Source organism: Acinetobacter sp. AG3, from assembly GCF_022343575.1.
Classification (GTDB): Bacteria; Pseudomonadota; Gammaproteobacteria; order Pseudomonadales; family Moraxellaceae; genus Acinetobacter; species Acinetobacter guillouiae.
The window spans coordinates 4,380,196-4,398,778 of sequence record NZ_JAKQZD010000001.1 but is presented as its reverse complement, the minus strand read 5'-3'; the positions used below and the strand labels follow the sequence as shown (position 1 = coordinate 4,398,778).

The 18,583-nt window shown below is 39.5% G+C and carries 18 protein-coding genes and 2 tRNA genes; 17 read left to right on the top strand and 3 right to left on the bottom strand.

Translation table 11 applies throughout. From position 1 onward, the window contains the following. Positions 1-263 precede the first annotated feature (263 nt). Positions 264-1,271: an AraC family transcriptional regulator gene (locus L3V46_RS20545; protein WP_239046633.1), complete on the bottom strand. Its 1,008-nt coding sequence runs from the start codon at positions 1,269-1,271 to the stop codon at positions 264-266. A 152-nt stretch (positions 1,272-1,423) separates the two neighbouring features. Here L3V46_RS20545 and L3V46_RS20540 point away from each other — a divergent pair, with 152 nt between their 5' ends. Further along, positions 1,424-2,062: a sterol desaturase family protein gene (locus tag L3V46_RS20540; protein WP_034618016.1), complete on the top strand. Its 639-nt coding sequence runs from the start codon at positions 1,424-1,426 to the stop codon at positions 2,060-2,062. A 378-nt stretch (positions 2,063-2,440) separates the two neighbouring features. On the opposite strand, the gene L3V46_RS20535 is transcribed toward L3V46_RS20540, so the two are convergent. Both L3V46_RS20535 and argH read right to left on the bottom strand, forming a co-directional pair. After that, a complete protein-coding gene (locus tag L3V46_RS20535; RefSeq protein ID WP_004818487.1) occupies positions 2,441-2,710 on the bottom strand; it encodes an oxidative damage protection protein in 270 nt (89 codons plus the stop codon). Between the two features lie 11 nt (positions 2,711-2,721). Next, positions 2,722-4,152, bottom strand: coding sequence for an argininosuccinate lyase (gene argH, locus L3V46_RS20530; RefSeq protein ID WP_004718519.1), 1,431 nt, complete (start codon positions 4,150-4,152; stop codon positions 2,722-2,724). Between argH and L3V46_RS20525 the strand changes: the two genes are divergently transcribed. From L3V46_RS20525 to L3V46_RS20450, 16 genes are all read left to right on the top strand, one after another. After that, complete coding sequence (locus tag L3V46_RS20525; RefSeq protein WP_239046632.1) at positions 4,143-5,303, top strand: histidine kinase; 1,161 nt, start codon at positions 4,143-4,145, stop codon at positions 5,301-5,303. The two genes, argH and L3V46_RS20525, sit on opposite strands and share 10 nt — an antisense overlap. Before the next feature lie 49 nt (positions 5,304-5,352). Further along, complete coding sequence (locus tag L3V46_RS20520; RefSeq protein WP_004818489.1) at positions 5,353-6,090, top strand: LytTR family DNA-binding domain-containing protein; 738 nt, start codon at positions 5,353-5,355, stop codon at positions 6,088-6,090. Between the two features lie 96 nt (positions 6,091-6,186). After that, positions 6,187-7,110, top strand: coding sequence for a hydroxymethylbilane synthase (gene hemC, locus L3V46_RS20515; protein ID WP_056517319.1), 924 nt, complete (start codon positions 6,187-6,189; stop codon positions 7,108-7,110). A 13-nt stretch (positions 7,111-7,123) separates the two neighbouring features. Further along, complete coding sequence (locus L3V46_RS20510; protein WP_239046631.1) at positions 7,124-7,906, top strand: uroporphyrinogen-III synthase; 783 nt, start codon at positions 7,124-7,126, stop codon at positions 7,904-7,906. Beyond that, positions 7,903-8,733 carry a hypothetical protein gene (locus L3V46_RS20505; protein WP_004818493.1) on the top strand — a complete coding sequence of 277 codons (831 nt, stop codon included), beginning with the start codon at positions 7,903-7,905 and terminating at the stop codon, positions 8,731-8,733. The genes L3V46_RS20510 and L3V46_RS20505 overlap by 4 nt, the downstream gene beginning before the upstream one ends. Positions 8,734-8,737: 4 nt before the next feature. After that, the gene (locus L3V46_RS20500) at positions 8,738-9,931 is read left to right on the top strand and encodes a tetratricopeptide repeat protein (protein ID WP_239046630.1); all 1,194 of its coding nucleotides are present in this window, start codon (positions 8,738-8,740) and stop codon (positions 9,929-9,931) included. Between the two features lie 9 nt (positions 9,932-9,940). Further along, positions 9,941-10,378: an acyl-CoA thioesterase gene (locus tag L3V46_RS20495; protein WP_034617650.1), complete on the top strand. Its 438-nt coding sequence runs from the start codon at positions 9,941-9,943 to the stop codon at positions 10,376-10,378. A 225-nt stretch (positions 10,379-10,603) separates the two neighbouring features. Then, positions 10,604-10,930, top strand: a complete 327-nt coding sequence (locus L3V46_RS20490; protein ID WP_004718506.1) for an H-NS histone family protein — start codon at positions 10,604-10,606, stop codon at positions 10,928-10,930. Positions 10,931-11,093: 163 nt separating this feature from the next. After that, positions 11,094-11,837 carry a type II secretion system protein N gene (gene gspN, locus L3V46_RS20485; protein WP_056517325.1) on the top strand — a complete coding sequence of 248 codons (744 nt, stop codon included), beginning with the start codon at positions 11,094-11,096 and terminating at the stop codon, positions 11,835-11,837. After that, entirely contained in the window at positions 11,837-12,682 is an 846-nt protein-coding gene (locus L3V46_RS20480) for a type II secretion system protein N (RefSeq protein ID WP_004818497.1), read from the top strand. Before gspN ends, L3V46_RS20480 begins: the two co-directional genes overlap by 1 nt. 41 nt (positions 12,683-12,723) lie before the next feature. Then, on the top strand, positions 12,724-14,973 hold the full coding sequence (gene gspD / locus L3V46_RS20475) for a type II secretion system secretin GspD (RefSeq protein ID WP_239046629.1): 2,250 nt from the start codon (positions 12,724-12,726) through the stop codon (positions 14,971-14,973). A gap of 184 nt (positions 14,974-15,157) precedes the next feature. Then, a complete protein-coding gene (locus L3V46_RS20470) occupies positions 15,158-15,880 on the top strand; it encodes an FHA domain-containing protein (protein ID WP_239046628.1) in 723 nt (240 codons plus the stop codon). 95 nt (positions 15,881-15,975) lie between these two features. After that, positions 15,976-16,644, top strand: coding sequence for an HAD-IA family hydrolase (locus L3V46_RS20465; protein ID WP_239046627.1), 669 nt, complete (start codon positions 15,976-15,978; stop codon positions 16,642-16,644). Positions 16,645-16,774: 130 nt separating this feature from the next. Beyond that, positions 16,775-18,268, top strand: coding sequence for an anthranilate synthase component I (trpE, locus tag L3V46_RS20460; protein WP_239046626.1), 1,494 nt, complete (start codon positions 16,775-16,777; stop codon positions 18,266-18,268). Positions 18,269-18,366: 98 nt separating this feature from the next. Then, positions 18,367-18,442: transfer RNA gene (locus L3V46_RS20455), tRNA-Thr, on the top strand. Between the two features lie 53 nt (positions 18,443-18,495). Next, a tRNA-Tyr gene (locus L3V46_RS20450) sits at positions 18,496-18,579 on the top strand. The last annotated feature ends 4 nt before the right edge of the window (positions 18,580-18,583 follow it).

Sequence of the window (18,583 nt, the reverse complement as noted above, 5' to 3'; positions counted from 1 at the left end):
ATTATTTTTTTGAACGGAATGGGGTTATATGACTATTTTTAGATAGTTGATAACCGTGGGGTGGATACAACTTTTATTTTCTGTATAAAGATAATAGTCTAAAAATATGAAAATAAAATCACAAATAAAAAATATTCATATCAATATCGGCTAATGTTCTGATTTTATTTTAAAAAATTATATTTTACAGATATTTGATGCTAAAAAAATGAGTGGTGAGAATGGTGAAATATGCTGTTTCTATCTATAAATTTAATTCACAATTACTTAAATTCTCGATGCTGAATACGCCATTGTTGCGGTGTTAAGCCTGTCCATTGTTTAAACGCACGTTGGAAAGCACTTTGTTCTGAGTAACTGAGAAGCAGGGCAATTTCATGCAGACCTAAATGTGGATCTTGTAGATATTGAAAGGCCAATAATTGGCGGACATCCTGAACACGTTGTTGGTAGGTGGTGTTCTGACTTTGTAGATGACGTTGTAACTGGCGTATCGACATATTCAGTTGTTTGGCAATCGCTTCGATTTGATAATTGTTTTTTTGTAATCCCAATAAAATACTTTGTTGTAAGCGCTCATCTAACTGGGTGGCATTGGGTAAGCTTTCAAGTAAGGCTTGGGCTTGTTGCATCAGCAGTTTTTGCAGAGTTTGATCACTGCGTTTAAAAGAAATCGCAAGTGCGCTGATGGGAAAGATCAGTTCGACTTTTTCTTGTTGAAAGAGTACAGGACACTTAAAGAATGCTTGATATACCATGCTGTTTTTAGGTTGAGGATGAATAAAATTAACCTGATACAGGCTTATATCATCGGATATAAATTGTCTTAAAAACTGAATCACCACGGCCATCGCAATTTCATCAGTAATTTGAGTGGTTAAATGGGTGGGTAGATTTTCCCAACGTACCGAGATGTGCTGTTCATCATAATATTCAACTTTCAGGGGGCTTCCATCATAAATCAATCGATGAAAATCATGGTAGCGGGTGAGTGCCTCTCCAAGCGTGTCACAAGATTGTGCAATATAGGCAATGATACCAATATGTTTGGGTTGTACATACTTAGAGATGTCTAGACCCAACGCAGGGCTTTGTACTTGCGATTGAATGTCATCCAAGATTTCACGCCAAACGGTATAGTCAAAGCGTTCAACATTTTGAATCTGTTGTAATTTGGTTGAGATGTTTAGACCTTTAGCTTCACTAAAAGTATAGAGTAATTGCCCAAGCCCGCCATATATCGAGCCCGCATAGTCCTTTAATTGCATCATTTACACATCTTGTTATTGTGTGATCTACGTCAGCTGTAGTTTAAACATTATACTATTTTAATTTGTCGTAATTTGTCAATGAAAATACTTTTTGATGTCAATACCTATTTCCCAGCATGTTTTATATTCACAATAAGCAAGAGGGATTGATTATGTTAAAAGGTTTTTTAGTCGGATTGGTCGTCGCAAATGGCTTTGAATGGGTGGCGCATAACTATATTTTACATGGTCAACATCGCCCAGGAAAACCTCGGTTCAGTCCAGTACCACGCAGTATGAAATCGCATTGGGAACACCATCGTGAAGTGCGTAAACAAGATTTTCATGATGATGGCTATGTAGAAGGGATTTCAAATTGGCGAACCAAAAATGAAATCGTTTCTTTGGCGGTGGTTGCAGGTGCGGCAAGTTTGATTTTCTACCCGATTTCGAAAGGAATGGTTGCGGCATCGCTTTATAGTGCGTGTAATTATTATTATATCCATCGCCGTGCACATTTAGAGCCAGATTGGGCGATGAAGAAAATTCCTTGGCATTATGATCACCATATGAACTCGAACCAAGATGCCAACTGGTGTGTCACTAAGCCTTGGTTTGACTACCTGATGGGAACACGGGTGATTTCTTCTGCGGATCTGCAAGAGCAGAATCCTTTAGGTGTGAAACTGCCTCAGCCAATCGCAAACTGGTTATCATCCAGCATAGAAAAATATTTTCCAGCCAAATGGGTAGAGAAAAAACCGCTATTGGTTGAGGACAATACGCAAAAGCTCAATGATTCTGTGGCTTAATTTGGCTTTTTGAACGTTGTTGCTTGTTCTGATCTGTTTAAAACTGCTGTGAAATGAACTGGTTGCGTCGTGTAAAATCTATAATTTGTCGTGATTGGTCAGCGTTTTCGGTATCTTTGGTCAATATTAAGCCATGCGATCAATGTATATTGATTGCACAGCATGTACCCACTGCCATGTTTTAAGTTTTATAGGAGTCTCCAAGACTCCTTTTTTTATACGTGGGAAAAGTAAATATATATAAGATTAAATTTATAAGCACATGTGATCGCGTCATCTTGTACGATGAAGCAATAAAAAAATCCCCTGACGGGGATTGTTTAGATGTGCATAAGATGCACATCACTTTTGGATTTTTGCTTTGCGAGGCTGTGGACATTACTCAGGCTTTAAGCCTTCCGCCATTTCCAATGATTGATCATTATCCAAAAATTTTTCACGCTGTTCTTCTAAAAACTTTTTTGCATCTGGTTCAAACACGTTTAAACGTTTTTCATTGATTAACGTGGTTTGGTGTTTTAACCATTCTTGCCAAGCTTGTTTAGACACTGTGTCAAATAACACTTGACCCTTTGGACCTGGAAAGGGTGCAAAGTCTAAACCTTCTAACTCTTTTTGATATTTACGGCAAAATACTTGTCGAGTCATATCAAAACTCCTTATGCATAAAGTTTTTCTAAACGGATATAAGCGCGTTCAATGGCAGCAGCAACCTGTGCAGGCGCAGTACCACCAATATGATTACGTGCATTGACAGATGCTTCAAGGGTTAAAGCTTTTTCAAACACATCTGCTTGAATTAAATCTGAGAATTGTTGTAATTGCTCAAGGCTTAACTCAGAAAGATCTTTCGATTCTTGCACACCTAAAGCCACGGCTTTACCTACGATTTCATGTGCATCACGGAAAGCAACGCCATTTTTTACAAGGTAATCAGCCAAGTCTGTTGCGGTAGAGAAACCACGTAGCGCCGCTTCACGCATGATTTCAATATTTGGTACAAGTGCAGGAATCATATCTGCAAAAGCCATCAATGAACCACGCACTGTATCAATCGCATCAAACAAAGGTTCTTTGTCTTCTTGGTTGTCTTTGTTATAGGCCAAAGGTTGACCTTTCATGAGGGTGAGCAGACTCATTAAGTCGCCATAGACACGGCCAGTTTTACCACGAATCAGTTCAGGAACATCTGGGTTTTTCTTTTGTGGCATGATCGATGAGCCAGTACAGAAACGGTCAGGAATATTCACAAACTTAAATTGTGCAGAAGTCCAAAGAATCATTTCTTCTGACATACGTGATAAATGCATCATGATTAAAGATGCAGCAGCATTAAATTCAATTGCAAAGTCACGATCAGATACCGCATCTAAAGAATTTTCAGCAACGGCTTCAAAGTTTAACAATTCCGCAGTATACGCACGATCAATAGGATACGTTGTTCCAGCAAGCGCAGCTGAACCTAAAGGCATACGGTTGACACGTTTACGGCAGTCGATTAAACGCTCAGAGTCACGCACCAACATTTCAAACCATGCCATCAAATGATGACCAAAAGTCACAGGTTGTGCAGTCTGTAAATGGGTAAAGCCTGGCATGATGGTGTCAGTATTGTTCGCTGCTAAGCCCAAGATGCCTTTTTGTAATTTTTCCAGTAAAGTCAAAATCGCATCAATTTCGTCACGTACATATAAACGGATGTCTGTGGCAACTTGGTCATTACGGCTACGACCGGTATGCAATTTTTTACCTGCAATCCCGATACGCTGAGTTAAACGAGATTCGATATTCATGTGCACATCTTCTAAATCAATGCGCCATTCAAATTGACCTGCTTCAATTTCAGCTTTAATTGTGTTTAAACCATTGATAATGTCATCACGTTCTTGTTCTGTAAGGACACCAACTTTTGCTAACATAGTCGCATGTGCGATCGAGCCAGCAATATCTTGTTTATAAAAGCGTTGGTCAAATTGAACTGATGCAGTAAATTCAGCAACAAAGGCATCAGTAGCTTCAGAGAAACGACCGCCCCACATGCCTGAAGTTTGGGCTTGTGACGGATTAGAGGAATTAGAAGATGTGGTCATATCGGCTCAGTAGGAAAAAAAGCAGTAGAACTAAACGCAGTATAACAAATTCAGCCTCACTTGCCGAAGTAAAGCGCAATCATTCATCAATAAAATCTGGGCGCGGTTTTTATCAGTCTTATTTTTTTAGCAAAATGGGACATCGCAAGTATTTATTCGAATTATTTATTTCCAGTAATGTGTTGGCTTTTTTATTGGCACTGGCCGAAGCACAATCATGGGGCAATTTAAATCTTTGGCATGTTTTAGAATATATTTTATATATTAATTGGATATTATTGGCCTTTGCAGCTTTTCAGGATGTATTTGAAAAAAGGTTATCGCAATATACCTATTTATCTATTTCAATATTCAGTTTTATCCTTTTACTGGCGATTGTGTTGTGTACAACACTGGTTTTAAATATTATTCATTATTGGGGAACGCATTTTTCTTTACAAAATATTTCCATGCAAGACATTTCGCATAATCTTATTTTGCATGTCAGTTATGGGGTATTACTGGGCGCATTTTGTTTACGCTACTTGTATATCCGTGAACAAGCCGTATTGCAGCAAAATAGTGAATTGAATGCGCGTATTCAGGCCATGCAAGCACGTATTCATCCACATTTTTTATTTAATAGTTTAAATAGCGTGGTGAGTTTAATTGCGATTGATCCCGATAAAGCTGAACAAATGCTGATAGATTTATCCAAATTGTTTAGAGCCAGTTTTCAAGAATTAAAGCTCGTGACCTTAAAAGAAGAAATACAGTTATCTCAACAATATATTGCAATAGAGCAAATTCGTTTGGGAGATCGTTTAAATGTGGAATGGAATATTCAACAACCGCTGTTATTAGATCAGGTCAAAATTCCCTTATTAACCTTACAACCTTTAATTGAAAACAGTATTTTTCATGGGGTTGAGCAAAAGATTATCGATGCCAAGATCGGCATACTGGTTGAAATATTGCAAAATCAAGTCAACATAGTCATTACCAACCCATTTTTACAAGATAGAATAAAAGTACGAGAAGGGCATGGAATTGCTTTAGAAAATGTAAAACAGCGTCTAAAAGCACATTTTGGCGATTCTGTTTATTTTCGGAATTATGCAGGGAATGGATTATTTACAATGGTAATCCAATATCAGTATAAAAATAGATGATTGGGAAATTCATTAAAATAAAGACGATATATTTGGGTAAGGAGGAGCAATGGACATCCTGATTTGTGATGATGAACCGCTTGCAGTGGAACGCTTATCACGATTGGTGTCGCAACTTGGGCATCAGGTTATTGCAACAGCGCAACATGGTCAACAGGCATTGGAAATGGTTCAGCAGTTCGAGCCAGATGTGGTGTTGCTTGATATTCAAATGCCAGAAATGGATGGTTTAAGCTGTGCGCAGCATTTAGCACATTTTAATCCGACGCCAGCCATCGTATTTTGTACGGCATTTGATGAACATGCTTTGCAAGCCATTCAATCTCAAGCAAAAGGATATTTATTAAAACCAATTGCCAAGGATGATTTAGAAACGGTTTTGGAGAGTGTCACTAAACTGACTCAAGCTCAATTAACTCACCTAGAAAAAAAAGAACTCATGGAAGAAAAAGTGCAAAGACAGCAAATTGCTGCAAAAACCTATCGAGGTTTGGAGCTAATTCCTGTTGAAAATATTTACTATTTTTTAGCAGATCAAAAATATGTCACCGTGCGCCATAAAAATGGTAGTGTGCTTATTGATGAAACGCTCAAAGATTTAGAAACAGAGTTCGCAGATCGATTTATTCGTATTCATCGTAATGCTTTAATTTCTCTAGATTATTTAGATGGGTTGGAAATGGTGTCCTCCGGTCAGTATCAGGTACGATGCCGTGAGTTAGACGAGCGTTTGGCAGTCAGTCGTCGTCACTTACCGTTACTGCGCGAACGGATGCAGAATTTATAGTTTGATGGGAAGCTTAAATCATTTTGATAATTTACTTGCATTTTTACGATTGCAGAGTAAGTTTAGAGTGTTTAAAAGTTTGGCAAAGCTGAAATGATGAAAACCTTGAAAATAGCAACTCGCCAGAGCCCGCTCGCAATGTGGCAGGCTGAGCATATTCGTGATCGTTTAGAGCAATTACACGCGCATGTAAAAGTAGAATTGGTTACCTTTGTAACCCAAGGTGACAAAATTTTAGATACACCTTTGGCCAAGATTGGTGGTAAAGGCTTATTTGTCAAAGAATTAGAAGCTGCCTTAATGGATGGTCGTGCAGATTTAGCCGTTCATTCCATGAAAGATGTGCCGATGCAATTACCAGAAGGTTTGGAGCTTGCGGTCATTTGTGAACGTGAAGACCCTTTTGATGCTTTTGTTTCTAACCATTATGCAAAGTTTGATGATTTACCACAAGGCGCAACACTTGGTACATCGAGCTTACGCCGTAAATGTCAGATTTTAAAACAACGCCCTGATTTAAATGTGATTGATTTACGTGGCAATGTTGGAACACGCTTATCCAAGCTGGATGCAGGTCAATATGATGCCATTATCCTTGCCAGTGCAGGCTTAAAACGCTTAGAACTCTCAGATCGTATTCGTCATACACTGCCAGCAGAAATAAGCTTACCTGCGGTAGGTCAAGGCGCATTGGGTTTAGAGTGCCGCTCAGCTGATCAAGAGATTTTGGATTTAATCATGCCGTTAATGCATGTTGAAACCAATGCCTGTGTCCGTGCTGAACGTGCTTTTAATGCTTATCTAGAAGGTGGCTGCCAAGTGCCTATCGCAGGCTTTGCTACCTTGAACGATCAAACACTGTCTTTGGAAGGGCGTGTGGGAAGTGCGGACGGACAAACGCTGTTATGTAGCCAAGTCAGTGGTACGCCAGATCAAGCAGAGCAGTTAGGTGTGCAACTTGCACAAAAGCTACTTCAACAAGGTGCTGGAGAAATACTCAAAGCACTTTATCAAGCTTAGTTTTTAGGCTTCAATGCTATTTATTAATACGCGCCCCATTGATCGGGCTCAGCCATTGACCCAATGTCTGCGCCAGTCTGGTTTTGACGTGGTTGATCTGCCATTATTGGCATTAACACCACGTCCATATAACAACACATTACAACAACTTTATTTACAGCTGTTATCGACTCAAATTATTGTTGTGGTCAGTCCTACAGCTGTTCAGATTGGTATGCAATATCTTCAGCAATCGGGTCTATCACTTGCACAGATCCAACATATTCAGTGGATTGCTGTAGGTAAAAAAACTGCGCAACGACTCTTAGATTATGGGGTGGAAAGCCATGTTCCTGCGGTGGAAACATCCGAAGGCATGCTAAGCTTAGCGCTGTTTAATCAGGTAAAAGAGCTCAAGAGAATTGCGTTTTGGCGTGGTGAAGGTGGGCGTCAATTTATGATGCAACAATGCCAAGCGCGTCATATTGATGTTTTAAACTTTATTTTATATGACCGCGCATTTCCTCAACAAACTCAGGCACAATTTTTAGATTTTGTGACCAAAATTGAGCAATTTGAAAAGCCCTATTGGAGTTGTATCAGCAGTGAAGCCAGTTGGCACAATTGGCTGGCTTTGACCCGAGATCATCAAGAGATTGTGAGTGCTTGTCATTATTTAGTTTTGGGTGAGCGTTTGTATCAATTATTAAGACATGGTAAAAATGCAGCTCAGACCTGTTTGAATAGCACTCAAATTTCAAATTTAGCGCCAGAAACCATTCTACAAACCATAGTGCAGTTGCAAAGGAAGTTATGAAGAAGTTTATTTATGTCTTATTGTTGATCGCTTTAGGATGGCTCATTAAGTTGAGTTATAACTTCTATCATGTTTCACAACAGCTCAATGATATTCAACAAACACTGCATAAAAGTGAACAAAAGAATGCCAGTTTGAATGATCAATTGGTGGCAGTAAAACGACAAACAGATGAACCGACTCAAGAGGTGGCAAAGAAAACCGCTTCGATTCAAACGCCTATTGCTGGTATTCATCCTAGTGTAGTGGTTAAACAGCAACTAGAGTTGGTGCAATTTGCTATGCAACAACAACAGTTTGTGTATGCACTTGAGCATCTTACTCAGTTAAATCAATCTTTAGATCATTATGCGTTGGCAGATGCAGTAAAACAAAGCCTACATCAAACCATTGCGCAAGATATACAGAGTATTCAACACTTTGTGATTGAACGAAATGCCCAGCGAGATCAACTAGAGGCTTTACTTAAACAAGTTGATCAAGCACTCATCACTGAATTGAAAAATAATCAACTAAAACCAGATCAAGATCAGTCGCAATACTTTTGGGAAAAATGGTTTCAAGTCGATATTGTTGAAACAAACACGCCAGCATTGGCAAGCCGTAAATTTATTTTAAAAGAAGTCCAATTAAGATTATTACTGGCGCAACAATTATTAGTCAAAGGGCAAACTGCTGAATATCAAGAGATGCTGAATCAAATGATTCAACAATTAGATATATTACCCGATGCTGCTAGTCAGAAGATTAAGCAAAAAATATTAAAAATGAAGCAAACATCGCAGCCGCCGATTCCTAAGCTGAATAGCTTGGCTGTTTTGGGGTAGATCGATGAAACATATTTTTCTGATCTATGCCTTTATTAGCCTGATTATTCTGGCTGTACTGAGTGTACTGAGTTATACCGCAGGCTCGGGTTATGTCTATGTGCTCTGGCACAATATTCAAGTTCAAACCAATTTATGGTTCTTAACCTTTGCTGGCGTTGGCATCAGTTTTTTGATGCATGTGGCATGGTATTTCCTCAATCGTTATATTCGTAGAGAAAAAAGAAAACTAGAACAAGTACTGAGTTTTAGCACGTTGCACCCATTTGAACAGTTTGGTGTATTGTGGTTATTAGATGGTGAAGATGAACAAGAGCAGGTGATCCAAACGATTTTTGATCAATCTGGTTTATTAAAGCCGATTGTGCAATCCCGATTATTACTCAAACAACTGCATTATTCAGAAGCATTAAAGGCTTTAGAACACAGCTCTCCATCCGCTTTTGAATTGGCGGAAATCTTACGTATCGAAATTTATTTGGCACAACAAGACAGTCAGCAAGCCCTCACCCATTTAGAGTTTTTAAATGGACATGAGCTTTCACCGTGGCTGAATCAACTTTCAGAAAGTTATAAATTGTCCGTGCAAAAATTATGGGGACAATTCGCCCTACAATATCCGTGGCAATATTTACACTCAACTCAATTCGGACAATTAGAAACTGCGACTAAACAGCAGTGGTTAATACAGCTTTTGGGTTGTTATGACCAAGCAAGTTTTGAAGATACTGAACTATTACAGCAAAAATTTTTAGAGATAGAACCACAACTCGATCAAATGCCTTATGAGACAAAAGTGCTTTGGCTAAAAATTATTACTCGCTTGCCTGAACTTGCTCAGCAACAACAGCAGCTGGTGATTCAAATACTTAATGAAAAATTTGACCAAGATGTGTTCCACTTATGGTTCCAGCAACAGTTGCTTAGACAGAATCCAGATTATGAATATTTAGAGCAACAGATTATAAATCTTGAATCTAAATATATGAACATTCCTGTTTTTTGCTTTGCTAAATGGCATATATATATTGCAACACAGCGGGAATATGAAGCAGATCAACTTCTGTCATTATATCCAAATGATATTCTAATGAATTATTTAAGAATCAAGTCCACTTTAAATGGAAATGATGAATTAATTCAACAATTGAATTCAATTTTTGAAAAAGATAGCAATTATATTCAATTTAAAATTTGAGAACCCAGCATGAATCCATTGACACAATTCCCGATCGTTTATGAGCAAAAGGTTGCATGGGGCGATATGGACGCTTTTGGTCATGTAAATAATGTGATGTATTATCGTTATATTGAGAGTGCACGTATTGAATATTTTGATCGTTTAAATGTGTTTGACCAAGATGTTTTAACTGTGGTTGCCTCAAGTCAATGCAAATATTTAAAACCTGTATTTTATCCTGATGTGCTACATATTGGTGCGCGGGTAGAAGAAATGAGAAATAGTGCTATACGCATGCATTATGTATTATTCAGTCAGCAACAACAGCAGATTGTGGCGGACGGAGAAGCAGTTATTGTTTTTGTCGATAAAGTAGCAATGAAAAAAGCATTAATTCCCCAACAGTTGCGAAAAATTATAATTGATTTAGAAGCTACAGTGCATAATGATTTGAAAAATACATAAAAATGCCTCAATTATCATCATTATATTTAAAACATAAGACAGCATATTCTTTTGCATTCGCTTTATTTTGATGTTAAAAATAAGCGCTTTGAGGTAATTATAATAATCTTTTTGTTGTTTTATGTGTTTATTGGGGAATATATGTATTGCTTATTGGAATAAATGAAAATACTATTGCTATGAAGTTATTTTAAATAAGTATTAAGAAATTTACGTGGAGAGTTAATGATGCCTGATATTAGTAATTTATCGGTTGAAGAGTTAAGAAAGTTAACAGCTGAAGCAGAAGCTTTAATTGAAAGTAAAAAAGACCAAGCAGTTGAAGATGCCTATAATAAAATTATTGAAATTGCGCAATCTGCTGGTTTAACTTTAGAACAGTTTATTGAATACGGCGCGCAAAAGCGTAAAAAGACAACGCGTAAAGCTGTTGAGCCGCGTTACCGCAATAAAAAAGATACTTCTGAAACTTGGACTGGACGCGGTAAACAACCACGTTGGTTGGTTGCAGAAATCGAAAAAGGTGCAAAATTAGAAGATTTCTTGATCTAATCTTCATCTAAGTGTCATTCAAAGACCTTAAAATCAAAGAACCAAGCAAATCTGCTTGGTTTTTTTATACGAGTGAATTGGCGTTATGCAAAAATTATGCATAATGTATAAACAAGAGGGCATCATCTTGCATGGAAGAATAAATGAATGATGGTAAAGATGAATGAATAAAAAATCAAAACAGATCACGTGGTGGATTACTGGAGTTGTCGCTTTTTTAATTTTTGTACTTTTGCAAGTCCCTGCAACATGGCTGATTTCTAAATTTTATAAGAACAACCAAACCTTACAAAATGTCAGTGGAAATATTTGGCAAGGGCAAGCAGATTGGCGCAAGGGTAATTTACGTGGTTCCGTTTCGTGGAGAACACGCCCGTGGGATCTGATTTTATTACGTGTGGGCGCAAATGTTGAAGTGCATAGTGGGCAAACTCAGCTCAATGGGGTTGTCGGCTATGGCATTGGTAAAAAAATAATTATTAATCAGATGCAAGGTCAGATTGCACCAGAAACTTTAAAGAATATTGCAAATTGGCAGTGGCCAGCGAATGCAATTCAAATTTCAGATATGACCCTACGTTTTAAAAAAGACACTGGATTTAGTGATGTAGATGGTCAATTGCATTGGGGTGGTGGTGAGCTTCGTTATACTTTTGGACAGCGTCAAGATCAAATGAATATCCCGTCTTTAAATGCACAACTTAAAGATGAAGCGGGTAAACTGATTTTGGATATACAAGATCAACGTAGCCAGAAGATGGCCAATATCAGCATAGATCCAACCATGATGTTAGATGTGCAATTAACCCAACGCATGTTACTCAATGTGCCTTCCTATGATGGAAAGGCTGGTTTAGATACTTTTGTGATTAGTTCTAGACAACCACTCATTCAAGGTGGTTTCTAATGAATATAAAAGAACGCTTTGAAAATATTTCTTGGAAAAAAACAGAGCACCTTGCACCTGTTGTTTTATTTCTTTTAATTTTAGCATTGTGCTGGAAACTGGCTTCGATTTTTTGGTGGGTGGTTGCACCGCCACAAGTCATGCAACCAGAGCAAGTGAGTCTAGGTTCACAACAAATCCAAGTGCCCAATATTTCAAGCTTTTCATTGTTTGAGGAAGTGGGTTCTAGTGCGACTGCAGATGACAGTATTCCGATGGTCTTGCAAGGTGTAGTCGTGAGTTATCCTGCGCGTTTCTCTTCAGCGGTGATTAAAGTCAAAGAAACAGCAGATCGTTATGCGGTGGGTGATCCAATTGAGGGTACCAGTTATCAGTTATCCGAAGTATATTGGGATCATATTGTTTTAAGTCAAAATGGAAATAACAGTAAAGAGTTACGTTTTACCGGGCTGGATAGTTTGTATCAGCCTATGCCAGGGCAATCTACAGATCAAAATACCAGCCCGCCAGCAAGTAATCCTGTGCCATCGCCACAACAAAATTCAAGCCAAAATGCTTTAGGGCAGGCGATTGAGAAGATGAATGAAAATCGGGACGAATACCTAAAGAACATGGGGGTTAACGCAAGTGGCGGTCAAGGCTATGAAGTGACAGATCAGACCCCCGCAGCGCTCCGAAATAAACTGGGATTAAGATCTGGAGATCGTATTCTTTCACTCAATGGACAATCAGTAGGTCAAGGACAGAGTGATGTTCAGCTGCTAGAACAAGCAAAGCGTGATGGCAAAGTAAAAATTGAAATTAAGCGTGGTGATCAGGTGATGACCATTCAGCAAAGTTTGTAAGTGGCTAGGACTACAAATAAAATTAGGATAGATAATAAGTTATGGCTTTTTTGAATCACAATCGACCACTTTGGGCTTTAGTTGCAGCGGCACCAATGATGGTTGCGGTCAGTACAGCAGCACATGCACAGACGTGGAAAATTAACTTACGCGATGCTGATCTCACGGCTTTTATCAACGAAGTTGCAGATATTACGGGCAAAAATTTTGCGGTCGATCCCCGTGTACGTGGTAATGTCACGGTTATTTCAAATAAACCTCTAAATAAAAATGAAGTTTATGACCTATTTTTAGGGGTGCTGAATGTCAATGGTGTGGTGGCTATTCCATCGGGGAATACCATTCGCTTGGTACCAGACAGTAATGTAAAAAACTCGGGTGTACCTTATGACCCACGCAATAATGCACGTGGTGATCAGGTGGTAACACGGGTGATCTGGTTGGAAAATACCAACCCCAATGATTTGATCCCTGCATTACGTCCTTTAATGCCACAATTTGCACATTTGGCGGCCATACAAGGCACCAATGCGTTAATTGTGTCTGATCGTGCAGCGAATATTTATCAACTTGAAACCATTATTCGCAACTTGGATGGTACTGGGCAAAATGATATTGAAGCTGTTCCTTTACAACAGAGTCAAGCTGAAGAGATCATTAAGCAATTGGATGCCATGAGTTCGACAGGCGCATCGAAAGACTTTGCTGGGGCACGGGTTCGTATTATTGCTGATGCACGGACCAACCGTATTTTGATTAAAGGGGATACAGGTACGCGTAAACGTATCCGCAATATGATTGAAATGTTGGATGTGCCTTCTGCGGATCGTTTAGGCGGTCTTAAAGTCTTTAAATTAAAATATGCCAGTGCAAAGAATTTATCTGAAATTTTACAAGGCTTAGTTACTGGTCAGGCAGTCAATTCTAGTTCAAATAATTCTTCTAATAGTAGTTCTAACAACAGCAATAGCAACAGTTTTAACAATAATAACAATTCATCATCGAATACCGGCTCAAGCACTGGAAGCAGTATTTCAACACCAGCAATTAATTTAAACAGCAACTCAAATAACAATAATCAAAATAATATCACCAGTTTTAATGCCAATGGTGTGAGTATTATTGCAGATGGTGCTCAAAATGCGTTGGTGGTTAAAGCTGAGCCACAACTGATGCGCGAAATAGAAGCGGCGATCCAACAGCTTGATGTCCGTCGTCAACAAGTATTGATTGAAGCGACGATTATTGAGGTTGAGGGTAATGATACTGATCAACTCGGTGTGCAATGGGCAATGGGTGATCTAAGTAGTGGTGTGGGTTTAATTAACTTTGATAAAGTGGGTACAAGTTTAGCTAAATTGGCAGCAGGCTATCTATCAGGTGGTGCGGCTGGTTTAGGTGGTGCTGTCGGTCCAGGTGCCTCTCTTGTTTTAGGAGATTATAAAGAAGGTGCTGATGGTTCACGTAGACTATATGGTGCTGTGATTCAGGCTTTAAAAGCCAATACCAAGTCAAATTTATTATCTACGCCATCGATTGTCACAATGGATAATGAAGAAGCGTATATTGTCGTTGGGCAAAACGTTCCATTTGTTACAGGCTCAGTCAGTACTGGGACAGGGGGTACCGTCAACCCATATACATCAATTGAACGTAAGGATGTGGGGGTGACCTTAAAGGTAATTCCGCATATTGGTGAGGGTGGTTCGATTCGCTTAGAGGTAGAGCAAGAAGTCTCTGCAGTTGCTGAAAATAAAGGACAGGCAACGGATTTGGTCACCAGTAAACGCTCAATCAAGACCTCTGTGCTTGCAGATCATGGGCAAACCGTGGTGTTAGGTGGCTTGATTTCAGATGATACTGCCCATACACGCCAATCTATACCCTTCTTGGGTGATATTCCGGGCTTAGGCCGTTTATTTAGAGCGGAAGGCAAATCGAATGCTAAACGTAACTTATTGGTGTTTATCCACCCAACAATAATTGGTGATAACGCTGATATACGCCGTGTATCTCAACAGCGTTATGATCAGCTGTATAGTCTGCAATTGGCGATGGATAAAGATGGTAATTTTGCCAAACTCCCAGCCAATGTGGATGATGTTTTTCAGCAACGACTACCGATTAGCTCAACACCAAGTTCGCAGCCTAAGCTAGTACAACCGCAACCGACAGCACAACCATCAAGCCAGTATCAAAAAGTGCCTACAGGTGCCAAGACAAGTGCAGTACAAGGCAATGCGGTGACTACACCCGTTGCAGAGGAACCAAATGATATCCGTAAGCAGTAGCATTGTGGGCTTCGCGTAACAAGTGCTTCTAATCGCATGCTTTATTTGATATTTAAAATAGCTTGTTAAAGTATTGTGGTGTGTTCTGTTGTGGCGTGGGCAACATAAGGCTTGGTTTTACGCTGATTTAGCACTGTAGAAATGTCATGCTAAGATAGACTTGAATTAGAATGGGAAGATAATCATGACTTGGAAATTACAAGCAATTACAGGTGAGTTAGAAGGGCAGGAAGTCACGATTGACCGTGATATGCTGGTTGGACGCCATCAAGATGCAGACCTGTTATTACAAGCTGCGGAAATTTCACGTCGCCATGCTGCATTCTTATTAAAAGAAGATGCACTTTGGGTTCAAGATCTAAAGTCATCCAATGGTACCTTTGTGAATGATATCCGTATCGATCAAGATAAACTGTTGATGGATGGTGATATTGTTCAATTTGCCAGTGTTAAATTTAATGTACTTGCACCGGTAAAACCTGTTGTTTTGCAAACTGAACAGGCAGCGCCTGAGGTCGAAGTTCAACCGGTTGTAGTTCCAATAGAAACGCCAGTTCAACAACCTGCTGAGGCTGTGGCGACTGCTGAAATTAAACCAGCTGCCCCAGTAGAACGTACAGTGGCAGATCAGATGAATGAACAGGGCATGCCTGAGCTTTCAGAACGAGATAGCAGTGTGCAAATCAACCGTGAAGGTATGCCGTCTGGTGTAGCAATCCCTAAACCTGCGCCAATTCCAGAAGGTGTGGATATTCATGCGGCTACACAGCCAAAAGTAGAGCAGGTTAAAGCACCTGAGATTGTTGCAGAAGAACACGTCGAAACCCAGAAAAATGCAAAGTTAGGTTTGGCAACACTGGTGATTTTGATCATTTTGGCAATTATTGCATGGCTATTGTTTAAATAATTTGCGAATGCGCTACACTCAAGGCATGCAATCGCATGCCTTTGTTTTTTTGTATTTTCGTTTTTAAAAATTAAAACTCGATTTAGGTGTAAATCATGAATGTGGCAAAGCTAGACCAACGTGAACTGATTTTATTTGATTTGGATGGGACCTTGGTTGATTCAGCATTTGATTTATATCGTGCCATGAATTTAAGTCTAGCGCGTTTGAACTTACCCCAAGTCACTGAACAACAGGTTCGGGTTTGGATTGGTAAAGGCACCTCATTATTTTGTGAAAGTACATTGAAGTATTTAAAAGGTGAAGTGGATCCAGTACTGCATCAACAGCTTTTGGATACATTCTTGGAAATTTACAATGCAGAGCCTTGTGTTGATACCAAACCATTCTCTGGAATTTTAGAGTTTTTAGAATGGGGAATTGAAAACAATAAGAAATTGATTTGTGTGACCAATAAACCAGAACAGCCCGCACGAAAAATTCTAGAAGAATTGCAAATGGATCACTATTTTGTCGATGTAATAGGTGGTGATCGTTTTGAAGTGCGTAAACCACATCCAAAACCATTGTTGTATTGTGTTGAAACTTATCAGTCATCAACGGACAAAACTTTGATGATTGGCGATTCAAGTAATGATGTCGAGGCTGCACGCCGTGCAGATGTTGATTGTATTGTGGTCAGCTATGGTTATAATCACGGTGAAGATATTCAACTCTGTCAGCCACAACAAGTGGTGGATGATTTAACAGAGCTTTTGGCTTAACACCGGTATATTTAAATTGTTGCGAAAAAAGGGAAGAGGAATGAATAGCAAACGCACTTTTCGATGGCGTCACTAAGTGAAATGCAGAGACATCCATACTTAGTATTATCGAAAATAGAGAGAATTCCTGATGACAACCTTAGCGCAATTTGAACAACTAAAATCAGCGGGTTATAACCTTATCCCTGTATATCGCCAACGCTTAGCCGATACAGATACGCCATTGTCTGTATTTGCACGGTTAAAACAGCATCAACAAGCTTATCTTTTTGAATCTGTCGAAGGTGGTGAAAACTGGGCAAGATATTCAATTATTGGACTGGGTGAATCAATCGTATTTTCCTGTAATGCAGGACAGCTCACGATCAAATCGGTAGATGGCTCGATAGATACCCAGCCATGTGCAGATCCCTTTCAATATATCCGTGATTTTCAAGCGCAGTTTAAAGTACCCACCCAGCAAGATTTACCCGCGCTGCCTAATTTTACTGGCGGCTTGGTGGGTTACTTTGGTTATGACGCAGTACGTTATATTGAGCCACGGTTAAAGAATGTGCCTGAGGCGGATCCCGTTGGACTGCCAGATTTATGGATGATGTTGTCTAAAACCGTCATTGTATTTGATAACTTAAAAGATACTTTGTTTTTAATCGTACATGCAGATGTTAATGATACAGAGGCTTATACCAAGGCTCAGCAACAGCTGGATGAGATTGAGGCATTATTGGCTATGCCAATCAGCTTGGTTGCCAAAAAACATACCGCTCCGCATTTTGAGTCACTGACTGGGCATGACAAATTCCTTGAGTCAATTGAGAAAGTTAAAGAATATATCCGTGCTGGTGATGTGATGCAGGTTGTTCCTGGGCATCGTATGGTGTCGGATTTTGATGGTGAGCCTTTACAGGTTTATCGCGCATTAAGACATCTCAATCCATCACCGTATTTATTTTTGGTGCAAGGCCAGACCCTTTTAGATCAAAAGCCGTTCCATATCGTAGGTTCTTCACCGGAAATTCTTTCTCGACTCGAAAATGGAATCGCGACTGTACGTCCGCTTGCTGGTACACGCCCACGAGGAAAAACCAAAGAAGAAGATTTGGCGCTTGAAAAAGATTTGCTTTCTGATGAAAAAGAGATTGCGGAACATTTAATGCTGATTGATTTAGGCCGTAATGATGTGGGGCGTGTCTCGAAAATCGGTAAAGTGCAAGTGACTGATCAAATGGTGATCGAACGTTATTCACATGTCATGCATATTGTTTCCAATGTACAAGGTGAAGTGTTGGATGATGTCGATGCTTTGGATGTTTTTAAGGCAACTTTTCCAGCAGGCACGCTTTCAGGTGCCCCAAAGATTCGTGCAATGGAAATTATTGACGAAGTTGAGCCGGTAAAACGTGGAATTTTTGGCGGCGCAGTGGGTTATTTGGGCTGGCATGGCGAAATGGACATGTCGATTGCGATCAGAACCTGTGTTATTCGTGAAAATAAGGTCTATGTACAGGCTGGTGCAGGGTTGGTTGTCGACTCAAATCCTGAATCAGAGTGGAATGAAACCCAAATAAAAGCTCGCGCAGTGATCAAAGCGGTTGAATTATCGTCAAACGGATTGATTTTATGAGTTTTTGAGGTTTTTTTTGCAAAAAACACTTGCAAGGATTCTGAGTTTTGCTAAACTGCACACCGTTCCGATACGAAACGTACGAAACACTAAGAAACGCCGGCATAGCTCAGTTGGTAGAGCAACTGACTTGTAATCAGTAGGTCCACAGTTCGAATCCGTGTGCCGGCACCATCTTAAGGTTTTGTGTTATAATATTGAAGAACAACACTGAAAGTAAGTGTAAAGGTGAGATTCCCGAGCGGTCAAAGGGAGCAGACTGTAACTCTGCCACGAAAGTTTCGAAGGTTCGAATCCTTCTCTCACCACCATTAC